Raw genomic sequence first — 17,840 nt, 5'->3', positions numbered from 1 at the left:
CATGAGTTACCTGGATAGATATCGTCACGCTTTGGGAAGCCTTCCAGAAGGGGTGTACGAGGCTGAGGTAGATGCCGAACGGAGGGTCAGCACACTGGTCAAGCGTTCCGGCGGGGAAATCGTAGAGACCGGCTCGTCCGACACCACAGAGCTCTTCGTACGGGCTTCAGGTGACAAGACCGGGTACGCCTACACGCAGGATCTGGAAGAAGAACCAGGCGAGGTCCTCATGAAAGCGCTTGGAAATTCCAGTCTGGTGGAGCGAGAACAGAGAGACAGACTCAATGGAGCCTTCGTGAGAAGGGCGTCACCTAACGGAATAGCCGACCCTGGCATACTGTCGATGAAGAAAGCCGCAAGAGAGCTGGAAGAGGTCATGAGGAGCGCCGATCAATATATATCGAGCGTTACGGTCGAAATCAGGGCCGAAGGTTTTTCCAGAAGCGTGATTAACTCCCGCGGACTCGACGTCGAAGCGTCCATGAATCTCTACAGTGCGACGGCGACGGTTATGGCCGAAAAGAACGGCCTGCAGTACAACACCTCCTGTTACACGAGCGCAGAGGATCCGAACCGTCTCGATCTCGCGGGATTAAAGGAAAGGATTGCCGCCAACCTCGGCCACCAGTACGACGCGACCGAAATCGAGTCTGGCGAGTATAGAGTTCTGCTAGACGCCACCGTAGTCACGAACATATTGATGACGGCCTGGCAGCTCTTCAGCGGGATCAAATACGACGATGGCTCCTCGGCATTATCGGGAAGACTGGGAGAAGCGATCGGATCGTCCTTCTTTTCGGTAGTCGATTCGCCGTCGCATGAACTCACAGGGTATCGTTACGAATTCGACTGCGAGGGGAGTCCTTGCGTGAAACAGGTTCTTGTCGATAAAGGAAGGCTCGTCGGATTGATGCACAATATTACTAGCGCCACAAGACTGGGAGTGTCCTCGAGCGGCAATGCCGGTAGATACGCCCTGCTCAGCGGCTCGATTCCGACCGATATCATAGTAACTCCCAGGATCATCCACGTAGAACCTGGAAGCAAGTCTGTGGGAGAGCTGCTCGAAGAACTGGGAAACGGAATCTACATTACCGACTCGTACGACGTTTTCCACTCGATAAACATCGGCTCGGGAGGGTTTTCCATACCCTGCAGGGGAACAGTTATAAAAAACGGGAGAGAGGATCGCAACGTCACCGGGATGACGATGAACGGTGAGCTGATCGGCCTCTTCGCGCGGGTGCTGGCCGTGGGAGGGGATCTGTACATCGAGGAGTTCCTGCGCAAGAGTTACTGTGTAGGCGCACCGAGTCTGTTGATAGAGAGGCTACAGATAAGTGGAAAATAACATGAAGCTACATCGACACATTCGACAAGAAGAGGGAGTGAGTCGATTATGGATAGAGAAGAGGCGCTCGACTTTCTAAACAGAGTGGCTAGGGGAATAGCCGAAATGTTCGGAAGCAACTGCGAAACTCTGGTACATGATATGAGTGTTCCAAAGCATCCGATAGTCGTAATATACAACGGGCACATCACCAACAGAAAAATCGGCTCGACCGAAGATGTATACGGCGATCTCGCAAAATACAGGTCTTCATATCTCGAAAGCGATTTCGTAAACCATCTGGCCGTATATAAGTCCGGAAAATTCATAAAATCGACGACTTTCCATCTGAAGGGCGAGGGGTACCACTACGCGCTCGGAATAAACTACGACTTCACATATATGCGGGAATTCTCGGGAATGCTGGAGAACTTCACCAGGGTCGAATCGGATCTTCAGTCGGCGATCAGCGAAGCCGGTGAGAACAAACTCTCGTCGATCTTCAACAGCTGCCTGGAGGCGATAGGAAAGCCGATCGAAAGCCTTACGAAATCCGATAGACTGAGACTTATAAGCCTTCTGAAACGCGAGAAGGCTTTCGCGTTCTCGAAGTCCGTCCCATACGTCTCCAGGAGACTAAACCTCTCTAGATACACGATCTATAAATATATAAAGGAAAGCGGTTGACATAGATACATACGCTCAGAAGGAGAAAACAATGTTTATTGAGAAGAGAATAGAGGAGCTGGGGATCGAACTGCCGTCGTCCCCGCTTCCCGGTGCGATGTATGTTCCGGTGAAGAGATTGGGAAAGGCTCTGTATATCTCGGGCCAGGTACCCATGAAAGACGGCAAGCCCATCTATACTGGTAAAGTCGGAAGTGAAAGATCCATAGAATACGCTCAGGAGGCCGCAAGGCTGTGCGTCATAAATATGCTTGCCGCCGTCAGGGAATACCTGGGAGATCTCGACAGGGTAGCCGACATCGTGAAGCTCCAGGCTTTCGTGAACAGCGAAACAGGCTTCACAAATCAGCATATAGTTGCCAACGCCGCCTCGCAGTTACTCTACGATATTTTCGGCGAAGCAGGGAGACACACACGAACGGCCGTCGGCACGAACCAGCTTCCGATGGACTTTACGGTTGAGATAGAGGCCATAATCGAGATTAGAGAGAGTGGAGAATGGGATACGATTTCGAAACATTAGTCAACAGAGAGAACCAGGGTAACATGAAATATATATATACTCCCGGGATAGTGAAGAAAATGAATCTCATAAGCTACGCCGGTGCCGAGATGGACTTCAAGACAGCGCCCGTCATAATCGAAGCTCTCGTCGAAAGGGCGAAGAACGGCCTCATGGGTTTCACGCTGGCCGACGAAAAGTATCTCGAGAGCGTCCGCTGGTGGATGCGAAACATGCGTGGCTGGGAGGTGCAGAGCGACTGGATAGTGCCGACTTACGGGACGATCCACTCGGTTGCCACAACTATCAGAGCCTTCACGGTGGAGGGCGATGGCGTGATAGTGCAGCCTCCGGTTTACAACAGGTACGAGCAGGCCGTAAGAAGAACAAAAAGAAAAATCGTCTATAATCATTTGATATACAGAGATGGGAAGTACCACATGGATTTCGATGACCTGGAGAAGTGTATGAAGGTGGAAAGGAACAAAATGATGGTTCTGTGCAACCCGCACAACCCTGTTGCCAGGGTGTGGGAGCGTTCCGATCTTGAAACAATCGCCTTCATAGCAGAGAAGTACGGCGTTATGATCTTCAGCGACGAGATCTTCGGAGAGATCACCTTCAACGGTCACCTGGTCCTTCCTTATGCCAGCGTCGCCGGACCGGAGAGCAGATCGATAGTCTCCACATCGCTTGGAAAGGTCTTCAATTTCACAGGCGTGAACAACGCCAACATGATAATCCCGGAACCATCAACCAGAGAAAAGTTTAGGACACAGCGCGACGCCGATCACTACGGCAGCATCGACCCTATGGTCTATACGGCCGTCTGCGCCGGGTATGGACCTGAGGGTGCAGACTGGGTCGCCAAGATGAGGAGCTACCTGTCGGAAAACATATCCATGATAAGAGAATTCTTCGACAGGAAGATTCCGGCCGTCACAGCGTCGGAGGTCGAAGGTTCCTTCGTGATGTGGATAGACTGGCGCGTACTAGGACTCGGCGAGGACGAGCTTTATTACTTCCTTCTGAACGAAGCCTACATGGATCTGGACAGGGGCGTCAATTATGGTACCGAGGGGAAGGGCTTCTCCCGTATGAACTTTGCGGCGCCAAGGTCGAAAATCGAGGAATCTCTGGGCTTTCTTTTCGACGCGGCCTCAAAACGCGGATACACAGTCTCGAAAATCGTTAATGAATAGAGGTGGGATTTATCTATGAAAGAGATTATCGAAAAGTACTTTGAAAAGAACAGGGATTTCATGGTCGAAGATATCGCAAAACTGGTAAGGATCAAGAGCGACAAACAGGAAGCGAAGGAGGGAAAGCCCTTTGGAGAAGGGCCGGCTGAAGTTCTGGCGGTAGCGCTTGAGATAGCCTCCAAAATGGGATTTAAGACCCATAATTACGACAACTATGCCGGGGCGATAGACCTGAACGATCATGAAAGGAAACTCGATATACTGGCGCATCTGGATGTCGTACCGGCCGGGAACGGCTGGTCGATCACCGAACCCTTCGAACCGCTCGTCAGAGACGGCAGAATTTACGGCCGTGGCACGACCGACGATAAAGGTCCGGCCGTGGCGGCGCTGTACGCGATGAAGGCAGTGAAGGATCTGAACATCCCTATTAAAGCCGGCGTTAGGCTCATCCTCGGAACGGACGAGGAGTGCGGCTCCTCAGACATAAGGTACTACTACGGGATCGAACCAGAGGCCCCGATGACCTTCTCTCCCGATACGGGCTTTCCGGTGGTCAACATAGAAAAGGGAGGCCTTCAGGGAAGGTTTGTTTATGAGCTCGAAGGATCGAACAAAACGCCCCGGGTTACCGCTCTCAGAGCAGGTGTAAAGAGCAACGTGGTACCGGGCGATTCTATCGCAGTCGTGGAGGGTATGGGACCGGAGGAGATCGAGAGATACTGCAAAGCGGTAAGCGAAAGAACGGGCGTCTTTTTCGACCTTTCGACCGGCGGCAATACTACGACTGTAAAGGCGAAGGGAGTACAGGTCCACGCAGCTACACCGGGAAAAGGCAATAACGCACTGACGGCGATACTTGAACTTGTATCCTCGATCCCGTTTCCAGAGAGCGCGGGTATCGAAAAACTCCGCGCTCTCAACGCTATCTTCCCCCACGGAGACTGGCTGGGTAAATCGGCCGGAGTCGCCATGAGCGACGAGCTGTCGGGTGATCTCACTATAAGCCTGAACATGCTGGAGTACGACGGTTCCAGTTTTAGCGGAACCTTCGATTGCAGAGCACCGCTCTGTGCCACTAGAGAGAACCTGTCGGACGTGATCAGAAAGAGATTGGCCGAACATAGAATACACCTTGAAAACAGCGACATGTATCCACCGCATCATGTATCGGGCGAATCACCGTTCGTCCAGACACTGTTGAAATGCTACGAACTCTACACCGGAAACAAGGGATACTGCATCGCCATAGGCGGCGGCTCTTACGTTCATCGACTGAAGAACGGTGTGGGCTTCGGATGCACAATGCCCGGGACCGACAACAATATGCACGGAGCCGACGAATTCGCTGTGATCGACGAACTGGTCACGAGTGCGAAGATATTTACCCAGGCGATAATAGAGCTCTGCGAGTAAAGAAAAGGCGGGAAAGTTCATTTTTGTGAAAGAGGTGAGAAGGGCAAAAGATCTTGACCTTCTTGCCTCTTATCTTTATTCTGACATCCAACTCACCTGAGTAACTGTATAAGCCTGTCTGGATAATCTGTGATGATCCCATCGACTCCCAGCTCTATCAGTCTCTTCATCTCGGAAGTGTCGTTGACCGTCCAGGGGATTATTTTAAGTCCAGCCTTATGTGCGCTTTGTATCCAGCTGTCTGCCATGATTGTGTAACTGGGTGCTACTATATCCACCCCGATACTTGCGAGCATTTTACCAATGTCGAAGCCGAATTGCCGCAGCCTCAATCCGTCGGTCCAGACCGTTTTGTCGAGGTTGGTCGAGGATATCAGTGCCGCGGTGAGGACATTTCCGTCGATTTCGTCGACTATTTTTAGGACCTTCCAGAAGAAAGACTGAATGATAACGAGCTCGCCCATTCCGTATCGTTCAACAAGGTCCATTACGCCCTCAACATGCTCGTGTAGAGCGACCGTCAACTCCGGCTCCAGCGGGGAGGTCTTTATCTCAATGTTCAGACGGACCTTCTTTTCCGAAAGCGAGTTATGCACTTCGACCAGTTGAATGACTTCTTCGAGAGTGGGTACGATCTGACCATCTACCTGAAGCTGACCGGGCCATTTTCCGGGTTCGGCTATGCTGCCGATATCATACTCTCTGAGCCGAGAAAGCGTCAGGTTCTTGATTAACACCCTTTCAGTTATGAATTGTCCGTTTTCGCGGACCCTTTCGGGATTCAGAAAGGGATCGTGATAGATCACTACTACTCCATCGGAGGTGACGACCGTGTCCAGTTCTATCGTGTCAACACCCAGCTTTAAGGCATGCTCAAAGGCAAGAAGAGAGTTTTCCGGCATCAGTCCGCGGCAGCCCCTGTGGCCCTGGATATCAAAGCCGGTCGCGAAAGTCCATGCCAGACAAAAAAAGTAAATCGGCAGTATCTTCGCACAAAACTTCAATCGAATCACTCCCACGAGTTTAGGTGTCATCCTAACTATTCTATCAGTCGTAGTGGCCGTTGCGTAGAAACTTAATGTCGTTTATAAGATATAGTAATATATAGCATGTAATATATCCCTATATATATATGGAGGTACTAATATGAATTTCGACGAATGGAAGAACAGACTGGAGCAATTAGCCAAGGAAGGGCCGTTTGCGATCGCGGACATGGATATCGACAAATTTGCGGCGATTAACAGCGAATTCGGCAGGGATTGCGGCGACAGGGTCTTCGAGATACTAGACAGGACTTTGAAGGAAAACCTCCCCGATAAACTTTCGTACGTGAGGTTCGGAGACGAGTTCTTTGTTTACAGCGATGAATACACTTTAGAAACTCTGTTCATGGAGATGCAGGATCTGAAGCACACGATCGCCAACCTCTCTTTCGAATGCAAGGGCAAGACAGTCAGGTTCACCGTGAGCGGTTCGGTTGGAGAGTATCCCAGGAACGCATCGACCGTCGAGAAGCTTCTCAACCTTCTGTCAGAGGGCATGAGGAAAGCCAAGATGGGAGGGAGAGGGCAAGTTATCTTCGCCCCGCTCGAAAGGGAGTCGAAGATGGTCCTCAAGTCGAACTACTACCTTAAATCCCAGCTCGACGGACTGGCGAAGCTGACAGCACTTCTCAATCGAACCGAGTCTTCGCTCCTGAGGGAGGCGCTCGACGATCTGTTGAGAAAATACCGGCTATAGAGAGTATTACCCACAAACGATAGCGGGTGGCCGGCGAGCCACCTTTTTTTATTCGGGAGATGATCGTATGATAGAGAAAATGGAACGCAACGTTCGCGTTTACAACCGTTTTCGGTTTTCACAGAATATGTTGATAATCGGACCGGTACTCGTGCCGTATATGATCTTCAAAGGGTTATCTTATTCGGAGATAATGCTTTTGCAATCCATCTCAGCTATTTCCGTCGTGCTCTTCGAAGTGCCGACAGGTTCACTCGCCGACAGGATCTCGAGAAAATTTTCACTGGTTATCTCCTCCCTGATAATGGGGGTTGGTCTATCCATGTACATCTTTATGAACGGTTTTGCAGCCTTCGCGATTGCTGAAGTCCTGTTCGGCCTCGGACTTACTTTCAGTTCGGGAGCCGATTCTGCGATACTTTACGAGAGCCTGTCGAGAATCGACAGAAAGGGCGATTACAGCAATATAGAAGCCGCATCAATGTCGTATATATTCGTAGGCCAGGCCGTGGGCTCCATCGCGAGCGGTTTTCTCTATTCTCTCTCCCCTTATATCCCTTTCTGGATCTCTGTGGCGATGCTATTCTTATCGGGAATCTTTTCACTCATGTTCGTTGAGCCGCCGGAAAGAATGAAATCCAGGCAGTCCTACCTTGTTCACATCGTGAGGTGTTTCGACACGGCTTTTCACAAGCCAAGAGTACGCTGGGCGATGTACTTCGCAGCTTTGATGGGTGTGATGCTCAGGGCGACTTTCTGGCTTTACGAGCCATATTTCAAACTGATAAATCTCGACGTAGCCTTTTACGGGGTTGTCTTCGCCGTTTTCAATCTTGTAAGCGCTTTCTCTTCGAGGTACATGGTCAAAGCCGTGGAAAGTGTGAGGCCCCGGAAGGTCCTTATAGCGCTGGGATTCATGATCTCCGGAGCATACCTTCTACCTCTGCTCTTCCGCGGTTTCTTCTCCATAGTCCTTCTCCTGCCTGGACAGCTGGTAAGAGGCATGTACACACCGGTGGTGAGGTTCTACGTGAACAACCAGGTAGAAGACAGTTTCAGAGCCACGATGCTCTCGATAGTGAGTTTGAGCGCCAACCTTTCGTTCTCGATCTTCTCACCCCTGATAGGCGCCGGTCTAGACGGGATCGGAACGGTTCCTGTCTATCTGACAATGGGTGTGACGGCGGCCGTCGTCAACCTTTCTCTCTTACAGCTGAGAAGGGTAAATAAAAGAAAGGGAGCCGTCACCGGGGGCGCGTAACGGAAAAGCCTCCGGCGAACCTGAACGGAATCCGGAGTCCGGGCGAAACTTAAACTAACGGACTCCGGATTTTACACCAGCAGGTTTCAACCCACAGGCGACACGGATTTTTCGGCACGGATTACGAAGATTGTATATTCAAGTCCTCCTTCGGTTCGAAGGTTCTTTCACTCTCTTTCCGGTTCGGAATCCTTCTCTTTGTTCAGGGCCTCTATGAGTTCACCGACAAGTTTTGGGTTAAGCGTTATGCCCTTCTTGGTGGGTTTGTACTGTCCGTCGTCGCCCTCGTAGTAGATCCTCAGATCCAGAAATTCGTGGCCTTTGAACTCTCTCTTAGAAACCCTTATTATCTCGGTGTCGTTTCGCTTGATATCGGTCATGTTTCGCACATCCTTTCTAGGAGTTAGTCTAAATATTCGTTATAGTGGATCGTTGATTCTTCGGTCTGTTTGGACACCCTTCCTCACCGGTCAGCTCGATGAAGACCTCCTCCAGCGTCGGCCTCACATGCTCGATATCGAACAGCCTGGCACCCCTGCTAGACAGAGAAAAGACGACCTTTTCTATACTGGTCGAAGGTTTTACCTCCAGCAAGCGATACCCGTCGAGCTGTCTGTCGCCTATATAGCCTTCGATATCCGTAAGATCGCCGACACTCTCTCCGGAGAGCTTGAAACGCACTAGATCGCCCCCGATAATCTTTCTCAGACTTTCTAGATCACCCGAGGCGAGCATCTTTCCCCTGTGCATTATGCCTATGTGTCTTGCCATCCCCTCGGCCTCTCTCATGAGATGGGTGGTTAAAATAACGGTCGTTCCCGAGCCGTTGACTTCTCCGACCATCTCCCTTATGGTGATCGTCGTGTGGGGGTCGAGGCCGAGAGTCGGTTCATCCATGAAAATTATCTCAGGCTCGTTTATCAGCGCCCTCACGAAATTGATCCTCTGACGCATCCCCGTGGAGAAGACTCTCACCGGTTTGTCCTTCCAGTCGAGCATATCAACCCTCTCCAGAAGCTCGAGAATTTTTCTCAGAGCCGCTTTTCTCCCTTTCCCGCTCATAGACGCGAAGAAGAGCAGATTCTCCACGGGCGAGAGGTTGTCGTAGAGTATTACCTTCTCGCTAACCAGAGAAACCTTCCGGCGCACCTTGGAAAGCGATGTGGTCACATCCATGCCTGCGACCCTCACAAGACCGGAAGTCGGTCTCATCAACCCAGATGCAACTCTTATGAAAGTCGATTTGCCTGCGCCGTTGGGGCCGAGAAGGCAGAAGAAGTCTCCCTTTTCTATCTCTATCGAAAGACTGTCCAGGGCCCGTAACTCTCCGAATTTCTTGACAAGTTCGCTGGCGTATATTGCCTCCAAAATAAACCACCTCGATACTTATTCTACTACAACGTCACCGATCGTCCCCCTCACACGGCGATGGCCATGAACCGCTTTATACAATTAACGTCTAAATATCAGCCTAGATCTTTGACATGCCTATTGGGAGTGATGGTTTACGGGCTGCTTCCAGTAAAAATATGCAGCAGTATTACAATCCTGTACTATTGACGATAGGGCCAAAATCTGATATATTAGGATTCGTGAACGGGGAGTAGCGCAGATGGAAGCGCGCCTGTCTTGGGCACAGGAGGTCGCAGGTTCAAATCCTGTCTTCCCGACCAAGCTGTATATGCGGCTGTAGCTCAATTGGTAGAGTATCGCCCTTCCAAGGCGAATGTTGCGGGTTCGACTCCCGTCGGCCGCTCCAGCGCCCGTGGCTCAATGGATAGAGCATTGGACTTCTAATCCGAGGGTTGCAGGTTCGAGTCCTGCCGGGCGCGCCATATCCTCTGATTATTCATGGTGGTTGTAGCTCAGCTGGAAGAGCGCCTGACTGTGGATCAGGCGGTCGCGGGTTCGAACCCCGCCAGCCACCCCACTTTTCTTTATCCTTCGAAATGCGCCCGTGGCTCAACGGATAGAGCATCGGATTTCGGCTCCGAGGGTTGCGGGTTCAAATCCTGCCGGGCGCACCATACCATCCTCCCAATAGCTTGAAAGTGGCAAAAAGGAGGTAGCAATCATGGAGATTCTAAAAGTCGCAACGAACTCAAAGCCAAACGCAGTCGCTGGTGCCCTGGCTGGTGTTTTGAGAGAGAAGGGCGTCGCAGAGATTCAGGCAATAGGAGCTGGTGCGGTGAACCAGGCTATAAAGGCCATAGCCATAGCCAGGGGATATGTGGCGCCGAGCGGAATCGACCTAGTGTGTATTCCAACTTTTTCAGATGTGGAGATCGACGGTGAAGTGAGAACAGCCATAAGGTTTTTCGTAGAACCCAAGAAATGAAGCGATAAAAGATCAGGCCCCTTCCGGGGCCTGATCGTTATTCTACAGTGGCCGCGACGATTTCACCCGGGCCCAGGGATAGATGGAAATTGCCTCCGACGTTCCAGTGCGAAGAGGCTCCTGAATTTTTCAACTTCCAGTGGATTCTGTGTTCTCCCCTCCAGGTATGGTAGCCGAGATCGACGTAAAAGTCCCTCATATTCGAAAAGTCGCAGTTGCCCGCGAGCAACAACCCTTTCGTTCCATTCCAGTAGAAGAGACCGATAGATAGAGACTCCTCTTCCCACATGAGCTTCAGGTATTTACTTTCCAGAAGGGGCTGATTTTCTCTTCTTAAAACCGAGAGCGAAGCGATGAGGTCTATCATATCGTCATCGGCGTTCCAGTGAAGCACATAATGGTCGAAGAAGGCCAGTTTTCCATAGAAGGGATCGTTAGGTTTCAGAACATAGCGGCCTTCCTCGCTGTTGTCCAGACCGAGATTCATGGGCTGGATCTCGAAGATCTCCTGTCCTGAGTTGACATAAGTGATTCCATTGGGGAGAAAGAAGTTTAGAACGGTTGCGAATCGGGAAAAGGCCCTGCCGTTTTTACGAGCGACGGCCCTTGGGGTGTCCGGTGTCTCGACACTCGCGAGAGTCTTTATTCTCAAATCCGGGAGAACCTTATAGACCAGCTCCTTCAACTTTCCCTCCGCCACGCGAGGCTCCATCCACCAGGTGTTGCCGAGTATGCAGTCGTAACCTGAGTCGGCCGCCTTCTTGTCGTTTCCCATCACAAGCTCTTCGGCGATTATCGCGAAAGATGGATCGATCGACTTCGCCCTTTCTATTATTCTCAGCTCCAGTTCACGCGGCAGGGCGTGTCCCATGTCCAGCCTCGCGCCATCGACGCCGAAATTCTCGTTGTAAAAGGGCATGATCGACTCTATACTCTTCCAGAGATCGTCGGCCGGTTCGGCGCCAGGGAAGAAGGAGGATTTGATAACGTCGAAAAGCACATACGGCGGCTGGTCGGCGGAAACGTATTTCTTCGATTGAACGGGATGATCTCTGTAAAGTCTCAGGAAGGTTATATCGTCCCAGGTAGGCTGGTTGTCGTTTATCCAGTCGGAAAAGCCCGGAGGGGTTATTACGCCGAATTCCGCTGCCAGGACCTCGAGAAACTCTTTTTTCCCTCTGCTGGCCTTCACGAAATTGGTCCACCTTTCCGGGGCAATCCTGTCCGGAGAAGGTCTGAAGAGCGAAAGATGCTTCTTGACCTGCGACGAAGAGTAGATCTTTTCGAGATTTTCGACGCTAGCCTGAGCGAAGCCCAACCCCTCGATTTTTGGAGGTCCGTATTTCTGCAGCCCGGCCGCGTCTATCCAGTAGAACCAGTCGGGATGATCGAGTATCAGGTCGGAATCGCGGGCCGACGTGCGCGGAATGAAGTCGAGGACGACCCTCATCCCCATTATGTGAGCAGCCTCTACGAAGGCCTTGAACTCCTCGTCAACCCGCATGTCACCGAGGAGTCGGTCATGATACCTCTCGTCTATGCTGAAGAAGTCCTTGACCGAATAGGGTGACCCGAGAGTCCCTTTCTTGAAGGCGTCGCTGTAACGGGTCACAGGCAGAAAGTAAAGCGTGTCGAAGCCCATTCTGGAAAGGTAAGGAAGCATGAGGATCATCTTGTAAAAGGTCCCAGATTCCGAGTATTCCGGAGAATGGAGATCGGAGAACAGTTCCGGGTCGAAATGCGGGTAGGCCGTCGTCGATCTGACGAAGGCACCGTATACTATCGCCGATTTCAACCAGGAGTTGTCGCTTTCGCCCCTGGTCCTTCCCAGAGACTGTGAATAATCAACGTCGGATCGCTTCTTTTTCAAAATCTCGCCCACCATGCTGTGACCGAACTCCGAAGGATCGACGAAGATATAGCGATCTCTTAGTTTCACCGTACCGGTGTAATTTGCGGGTAGCCATTCACGGGGTACCGAGTAGTCTATCTTCCCGCTTTTCTCCTTAAGAAGAGCCGCTACTCTCTCAAGGTACACTATACCACCTCCAAAAAATGAGGGCGATAACGCCCTCCGTTCATTGTCATAGACTCCCATTAACACTCCGCGCCAGTAACGGTAAGTTCTGAGCCGTTCCAGTTCAAAGATTTCCGTTTACGGACTACAATTCTCTCCAGGAGTTGTTAATCTCCTCTAAAAGATTCTACCACCTTCCATCGCAGGTGCGACTTGCTCGCACCCTCTCCAATGAAGAGCGAAGGTCCTTCCAATAAAAAGACTCAACCATCTTTCAACGATTGAGTCGCACTGGCGGAGGCGGTGGGACTCGAACCCACAAGGGGCGTCAACCCCACCGATTTTCGAGACCGGCTCCTTAGCCAATTAGGATACGCCTCCATTACCGTATTTGATTATATCACGGTCTGTAAGAGTGTCAACACGCCTCCTGAAGGAAATCACCCCTTCTTGGCGGAGCGGGTCCGGGTGGTTTCGTAAAGAAAAAGTTACCGGTGGAGTTCCCATGAGAGACCAGTTATGATAGAATTTTGATCGCGAGCGGTTTTTCTGTGCATGAAACGGGTCAAAAATCCCTGTGGGTACCTTGTTTCAGCACATCTTTAGTGCATGAGGAGGTGGCTCTTAGGTGTATGCCATCATTGAGGCCTCGGGAAGACAGTACAGAGTCCAGGAAGGTATGACTCTCTTCACCGAAAGGCAGAATGGTCTAGGTAATGGAGACGAGATCGTCTTCGACAAGGTTTTACTTGTCCGCGACGGGGAAGGAACGAAAGTTGGCAAGCCTTACGTGGACGGCGCAAAGGTTGTAGGCAAAGTTGTTTCACACGGTAGAGGCAAAAAAGTACTGGTTGTGAAATTCGGGCCGCGTAAGAACTTCGACAGAGTCAACGGTCACAGGCAGTGGTTCACAGAGGTTACGATCGAAAAGATCGAACTGGGGGTGAAATGATATGGCCCGAAAGAGCGCAGGAAGATCCAACGGTAGAGACAGTAACCCGAAGTACCTCGGTGTGAAGAGCGGCGAGGCTTCTCTGGTGAAGGCTGGTACGATAATAGTCAGACAGAGGGGTACGAAGATTCATGCCGGCAGCAACGTGGGACTTGGAAGAGATCACACTCTCTTTGCTCTAATCGATGGAAGGGTTCATTTCGAGCTCAGAAACAACCGTAAGTACGCCAGTGTCTACAGCGAGTAGGCTGTTCTGTTAAGGAGGATTGTGTCTTATGAAAATACAGAAAACACCTTTGTGCAGATGGGCAGTTACCCACTCGAAGGTGCAAACGAAGAGAAAAGGCGAGATCGAGAAGACTCTCGGTTACCTCGTTGATCATAATGGAAACAAGATAGAGAGAAAATGGTACCTAATCGATGCCACCGATGTCCCTCTAGGAAGACTCGCAGGGCAGGTAGCCATGGTCCTTATGGGAAAGAACAAACCTCTCTACACCCCCCACATCGATACCGGCGACTTTGTCATCGTAGTAAATGCCGACAAGGTTAAACTGACCGGCAAGAAGCTGGATCAAAAAATTTATTACAGACACTCCGGTTATCCGGGTGGTATCAAGGAGAGAACGGCCAGGCAGATGATGGAGAAGGCTCCCGACAGAGTCATAAGACTGGCCGTGAAGAGGATGCTTCCCAAGAAGGCTCTTGGAGACAAGATGTTGAAGAAGCTGAAGGTCTATGCGGGTCCCGAACACGACCATCAAGCGCAGAAGCCCGAGCTTGTAGTACTGGTGAAATGAGGGGGTTGACGTATGGCTGATTTTGTAGATTATTACGGAACTGGAAGAAGAAAGACTGCCGTGGCCAGAGTTCATTTAAGACCAGGCAGTGGAAAGTATCTGATAAACGGCAAGGAATACGGAGATCTCAAAGGATACCTCAGTAACGACGCCTGGGTGCGCTACGCTTTAAAGCCAGTCGTTCTGACCAACACCATCGGCAGATTCGATATGCTTATCAGGGTTGACGGAGGCGGTTTGGCCGGTCAAGCCGGCGCAATAAGCCTGGGTATAGCGAGAGCCTTGGTCAAGTTCAGCCCAGATCTGAAGGGTCTTCTAAGACAGAACGGGCTTCTATCAAGGGATTCCAGAGAAGTCGAAAGAAAGAAATATGGTTTGAAGAAAGCAAGAAGAGCTCCTCAATTCTCCAAACGTTAATTACTCTTACATAAGCTGGGCCCGTACCTGAGAGAGTATGGGCCCATTTTTTGCCGGTGGTGATTCAGTGTTCACTAAAGAAGAACTCGACGAGATCAAAAAAGCCATAAATATCGTCGATTTCATTGGTCGGTACGTGAACCTGCAGAAGACCGGAAGCTCTTACAGGGGATTGTGCCCATTTCACAACGATAACGATCCTTCATTTTACGTCCACCCCCAGAGAGGCTTCTATCACTGCTTCGGTTGCGGCGAGAAGGGCGATCTGATCTCTTTCTACCAGAAGATAGAGAGTATATCCTTCTCGGAAGCGATCAGGAGGCTTGCGGACCTTGCCGGAATACAGATCAAGATCGATAACGGCGAATCCGAATACGACCGCTATACTTCCGTATTGACCAAACTTTCCGGGCTGTATTCGCGCGAGCTCTTCGAAAACCGCAATTTGACAATCCTGGAGTATCTGGTCAACGAACGCAAGATCTCCGAGAGCACGATCAGAGAGTTCCAGCTGGGGTATTCGCCCGACGACGGAACCTTCGGAGCTGTTGTGGTGTCGAAACTCTCGGTGGACGAAAAGACTCTGATCGATATGGGAGTTGCGTACCGGCGGGGAGGTTCGCTAAAGGATAGGTTCGAAGGAAGGCTCATAGTGCCGATCAGCAACGAATCGGGACGTGTAGTTGGTTTCGGAGGGAGGCTCGCTTCTGGCGATCAGGGACCGAAATACATCAACTCTCCGGAAACCAGATACTTCCAGAAAAACCGTTTGCTGTTCAATCTTTCCAGGGCTAGGGGTGTGATCAAGGAGCTAGACTATGCAGTGATAGTGGAAGGTTATTTCGACGCCATGGCGCTTTACCAGGCCGGGATAGTCAATGTAACCGGCCTCCTGGGCACTGCGCTGACCGAAGGGCACCTGCGCATTCTCGGGAATTATACGAAGAATCTCCTTTTCTTTCTCGATTCCGATTCGGCTGGTCAGACGGCATCGTTGCGTTCGATAGACCTAGCCGAAAGAATGGATTTCTCAACGGCTGTGGCGATGGTGAAGGGTGCGAAAGATCCGGCCGAACTCTTCGTTTTGAAGGGTTCTCAGGGGGTCAACGATGCCCTTTCGATGTCGATTCCCGGGTCGATCTTCAGGGTTGAGTTCTACTCGAGGAAGCTCGATCTTTCGCTTCCACAGGCGAAGAAACATCTGATCGAATATCTTAAACCATACGTAGAGTCTTTCAGTTCGAGCGGCAATCTCTCTGCCAGAGAGATGACCTTTAGGGCGCTTTCGGAGAAGACCGGTTTTTCCGAAGACGAACTGGTGAGGTTCACCAAAAAAGAATCCAGGGAGCTGGATAGATTGGACCACAGGACAACTATAACTCTCAGAAACAAAGATATCCTCCGTGTCTATCTCCAGTACCCGCCCTTGCGGAGCCGTGCGGCAAGGCAGTTAGAGCTCCTTGAACCGAAGAAGGAGTTCAGAGAGCTTTTGAGAGGCATGAAGAAGGGATTGGAGCTCGAGGAGCTTCTTGATCTGGTTGATGGGGAGTTTGGAAGAGAGCTGATAGAACTGGCATCCAGTTGCATAGACCAAGGTACGGCTCTCAGAATTATAGACAGCACCGGGGAATACATGAATAGAAGATTGGTTGAAGAACAGATCGCCGAAATCGACCGGCGATTATCTACACTGGAAGACGAGGAGGCAAAGGCAGCCTTGTTGATCAGGAGGATAGAGCTACGGAGACTGCTCGATAAAAGAAAGAGGGGTGGCGACTGAAATGGAAAAGAACAAAAAGAAAACCAAGTCTGAGGTTGAAGATCTGGAGGAGAAGATCCAGTCTCTCGCGGAAAAAGTGATCGATGACGACGACGAGGAAACGGGTAAAGAAGAGAGCAGTAACGAAGAAAGCGGGGAAAACGGAGAGAACGGAGAGAGAGAAGTACCTGTTACCAAAGAAGAGATTGAAAAGAGAATAAAGAAGCTTCTCAAGCAGGGCAAGAAGAAGGGTTACATCACGTACGAAGATATTGACGGCGCTTTCCCTCCCGATTATGAAGGGTTCGATTCGACCCTTGTGGAGTCAATCTACGAGGAGTTCGAAAAGAACAAGATCAGCATCGTCGAAAAGGAACCAGTGGAGGAAGACGATGAAATAGACAATGAGAGCAGCGAAGAGCTCGTATCGATTCTTGAGACCTCACCCGAGATGTACGACAATATATCACTGAAGGATCCGATCAAGATGTATCTCAAGGAGATAGGAAAGATATCGCTCCTCACTCCCAGCAGGGAGAGAGAGCTAGCCAGAAGGGCCCAGAAAGGCGATCCTAAGGCGAAAGAGGAACTAATAACGGCCAACCTGAGACTCGTTGTATCGATCGCCAAAAGGTACATAGGTCGCGGCCTGACTTTTCTAGATCTGATACAGGAGGGCAACATAGGTCTCATAAAGGCTGTGGAGAAGTTCGACTGGAAGAAGGGTTACAAGTTCAGCACCTATGCCACATGGTGGATCAGACAGGCTATCACCAGAGCGATCGCCGATCAGGCAAGGACTATAAGGGTGCCCGTGCATATGGTCGAGACCATCAACAAGCTGAACAAGGTGATCAGAGAGCACCTACAGGATTATGGTGAATACCCGACCGTGGAGGAATTGGGAAGAATCACCGGAAAGACTCCGGAAAAGATAGAAGAGATTCTGGCAGCTTCTAAGGAGACCGTCTCTCTGGAATCTCCTATAAGTGGCGATGAGGAATCCACCATGGGCGACTTCATACACGATGATTCCCTTGAGCAGCCCGAAGAGGCCGCGATGAAAATGCTGCTCAGAGAGCAGATCGACCAGATACTCGATACGCTCTCCCCGAGGGAGGCCATGGTTTTGAAGATGCGATACGGATTGCTGGACGGCAAAACGAAGACCCTGGAAGAGGTCGGCCAGTTCTTCAATGTTACACGAGAGAGGATTCGCCAGATAGAGGTGAAGGCCCTCAGAAAATTGCGCCATCCCTCTAGAAGTAAGCAACTGAAGGCGCTTTTGGGTATGCTTAACAGTTCCAAGAGGGAATAAATTTTCTCCCCATATATTACAGCGCCTTAATTTAAGTATCACCAACGGGAAAAGAGGATGTGTTTATAATTATTCACCGGTAAAAAGGGGCGTGAGAA

General features: G+C 50.7%; 18 protein-coding genes and 6 tRNA genes. 19 read left to right on the top strand and 5 right to left on the bottom strand.

Going from position 1 to position 17,840, the window contains the following annotated elements; all coding sequences use genetic code 11:
• The first annotated feature begins 1 nt into the window (after position 1).
• The 5 genes from PKX57_RS00120 to PKX57_RS00100 are packed head-to-tail and all read left to right on the top strand — an operon-like array spanning position 2 to position 5,137.
• Complete coding sequence (locus tag PKX57_RS00120; RefSeq protein ID WP_214049957.1) at positions 2-1,351, top strand: metallopeptidase TldD-related protein; 1,350 nt, start codon at positions 2-4, stop codon at positions 1,349-1,351.
• A gap of 48 nt (positions 1,352-1,399) precedes the next feature.
• A complete protein-coding gene (locus PKX57_RS00115) occupies positions 1,400-2,017 on the top strand; it encodes a PAS domain-containing protein (protein ID WP_214048870.1) in 618 nt (205 codons plus the stop codon).
• A 31-nt stretch (positions 2,018-2,048) separates the two neighbouring features.
• Complete coding sequence (locus PKX57_RS00110) at positions 2,049-2,540, top strand: Atu1372/SO_1960 family protein (RefSeq protein WP_214048871.1); 492 nt, start codon at positions 2,049-2,051, stop codon at positions 2,538-2,540.
• Positions 2,516-3,721 carry an aminotransferase class I/II-fold pyridoxal phosphate-dependent enzyme gene (locus PKX57_RS00105; protein WP_214047593.1) on the top strand — a complete coding sequence of 402 codons (1,206 nt, stop codon included), beginning with the start codon at positions 2,516-2,518 and terminating at the stop codon, positions 3,719-3,721. The genes PKX57_RS00110 and PKX57_RS00105 overlap by 25 nt, the downstream gene beginning before the upstream one ends.
• A 15-nt stretch (positions 3,722-3,736) precedes the next feature.
• A complete protein-coding gene (locus PKX57_RS00100) occupies positions 3,737-5,137 on the top strand; it encodes a Sapep family Mn(2+)-dependent dipeptidase (RefSeq protein WP_213920776.1) in 1,401 nt (466 codons plus the stop codon).
• 92 nt (positions 5,138-5,229) lie between these two features.
• On the opposite strand, the gene PKX57_RS00095 is transcribed toward PKX57_RS00100, so the two are convergent.
• Positions 5,230-6,141: a glycerophosphodiester phosphodiesterase family protein gene (locus PKX57_RS00095; RefSeq protein WP_470745126.1), complete on the bottom strand. Its 912-nt coding sequence runs from the start codon at positions 6,139-6,141 to the stop codon at positions 5,230-5,232.
• A gap of 142 nt (positions 6,142-6,283) precedes the next feature.
• On the opposite strand from PKX57_RS00095, the gene PKX57_RS00090 reads away from it, so the two are divergent.
• Together PKX57_RS00090 and PKX57_RS00085 are read left to right on the top strand one after the other, a co-directional pair.
• Positions 6,284-6,880: a diguanylate cyclase gene (locus PKX57_RS00090; protein ID WP_213920774.1), complete on the top strand. Its 597-nt coding sequence runs from the start codon at positions 6,284-6,286 to the stop codon at positions 6,878-6,880.
• 67 nt (positions 6,881-6,947) lie between these two features.
• Positions 6,948-8,141 carry an MFS transporter gene (locus PKX57_RS00085; protein ID WP_213920773.1) on the top strand — a complete coding sequence of 398 codons (1,194 nt, stop codon included), beginning with the start codon at positions 6,948-6,950 and terminating at the stop codon, positions 8,139-8,141.
• A gap of 167 nt (positions 8,142-8,308) precedes the next feature.
• Here PKX57_RS00085 and PKX57_RS00080 read toward each other — a convergent pair whose 3' ends face one another.
• Together PKX57_RS00080 and PKX57_RS00075 are read right to left on the bottom strand one after the other, a co-directional pair.
• Complete coding sequence (locus PKX57_RS00080; RefSeq protein WP_169699859.1) at positions 8,309-8,521, bottom strand: transcriptional coactivator p15/PC4 family protein; 213 nt, start codon at positions 8,519-8,521, stop codon at positions 8,309-8,311.
• A gap of 28 nt (positions 8,522-8,549) precedes the next feature.
• On the bottom strand, positions 8,550-9,509 hold the full coding sequence (locus PKX57_RS00075; protein ID WP_214048874.1) for an ATP-binding cassette domain-containing protein: 960 nt from the start codon (positions 9,507-9,509) through the stop codon (positions 8,550-8,552).
• Positions 9,510-9,738: 229 nt separating this feature from the next.
• Between PKX57_RS00075 and PKX57_RS00070 the strand changes: the two genes are divergently transcribed.
• From PKX57_RS00070 to PKX57_RS00045, 6 genes are all read left to right on the top strand, one after another.
• Positions 9,739-9,814: transfer RNA gene (locus PKX57_RS00070), tRNA-Pro, on the top strand.
• Between the two features lie 10 nt (positions 9,815-9,824).
• Positions 9,825-9,900, top strand: a tRNA-Gly gene (locus PKX57_RS00065).
• Positions 9,901-9,976: transfer RNA gene (locus tag PKX57_RS00060), tRNA-Arg, on the top strand.
• 19 nt (positions 9,977-9,995) lie between these two features.
• Positions 9,996-10,071: transfer RNA gene (locus tag PKX57_RS00055), tRNA-His, on the top strand.
• A gap of 21 nt (positions 10,072-10,092) precedes the next feature.
• A tRNA-Arg gene (locus PKX57_RS00050) sits at positions 10,093-10,168 on the top strand.
• Between the two features lie 47 nt (positions 10,169-10,215).
• Positions 10,216-10,479 (top strand): stage V sporulation protein S, encoded by a 264-nt coding sequence (locus PKX57_RS00045; protein ID WP_213921433.1) that lies wholly within the window; start codon positions 10,216-10,218, stop codon positions 10,477-10,479.
• 37 nt (positions 10,480-10,516) lie between these two features.
• On the opposite strand, the gene PKX57_RS00040 is transcribed toward PKX57_RS00045, so the two are convergent.
• Both PKX57_RS00040 and PKX57_RS00035 read right to left on the bottom strand, forming a co-directional pair.
• Positions 10,517-12,517, bottom strand: a complete 2,001-nt coding sequence (locus PKX57_RS00040; protein WP_213921434.1) for an alpha-amylase family glycosyl hydrolase — start codon at positions 12,515-12,517, stop codon at positions 10,517-10,519.
• 271 nt (positions 12,518-12,788) lie between these two features.
• Positions 12,789-12,877: transfer RNA gene (locus PKX57_RS00035), tRNA-Ser, on the bottom strand.
• Between the two features lie 247 nt (positions 12,878-13,124).
• Between PKX57_RS00035 and rplU the strand changes: the two genes are divergently transcribed.
• From rplU to rpoD, 6 genes are all read left to right on the top strand, one after another.
• The gene (gene rplU, locus PKX57_RS00030; protein ID WP_169699855.1) at positions 13,125-13,448 is read left to right on the top strand and encodes a 50S ribosomal protein L21; all 324 of its coding nucleotides are present in this window, start codon (positions 13,125-13,127) and stop codon (positions 13,446-13,448) included.
• Between the two features lies 1 nt (position 13,449).
• Complete coding sequence (gene rpmA, locus PKX57_RS00025) at positions 13,450-13,695, top strand: 50S ribosomal protein L27 (protein ID WP_213921436.1); 246 nt, start codon at positions 13,450-13,452, stop codon at positions 13,693-13,695.
• 28 nt (positions 13,696-13,723) lie between these two features.
• Positions 13,724-14,248, top strand: coding sequence for a 50S ribosomal protein L13 (gene rplM, locus PKX57_RS00020; RefSeq protein ID WP_231936736.1), 525 nt, complete (start codon positions 13,724-13,726; stop codon positions 14,246-14,248).
• A gap of 12 nt (positions 14,249-14,260) precedes the next feature.
• Entirely contained in the window at positions 14,261-14,665 is a 405-nt protein-coding gene (rpsI, locus tag PKX57_RS00015) for a 30S ribosomal protein S9 (protein WP_472411815.1), read from the top strand.
• A 67-nt stretch (positions 14,666-14,732) separates the two neighbouring features.
• Positions 14,733-16,445 carry a DNA primase gene (dnaG, locus tag PKX57_RS00010; protein ID WP_472415736.1) on the top strand — a complete coding sequence of 571 codons (1,713 nt, stop codon included), beginning with the start codon at positions 14,733-14,735 and terminating at the stop codon, positions 16,443-16,445.
• Between the two features lies 1 nt (position 16,446).
• Positions 16,447-17,742, top strand: coding sequence for an RNA polymerase sigma factor RpoD (gene rpoD / locus PKX57_RS00005; protein ID WP_213921439.1), 1,296 nt, complete (start codon positions 16,447-16,449; stop codon positions 17,740-17,742).
• Positions 17,743-17,840: the final 98 nt, after the last annotated feature.

Origin of the sequence: Mesotoga sp. (assembly GCF_035363035.1) — a bacterium.
GTDB lineage: Bacteria > Thermotogota > Thermotogae > Petrotogales > Kosmotogaceae > Mesotoga.
Note: the sequence above shows the minus strand (reverse complement) of the source record. Positions and strands in the feature narration are given on the sequence as shown.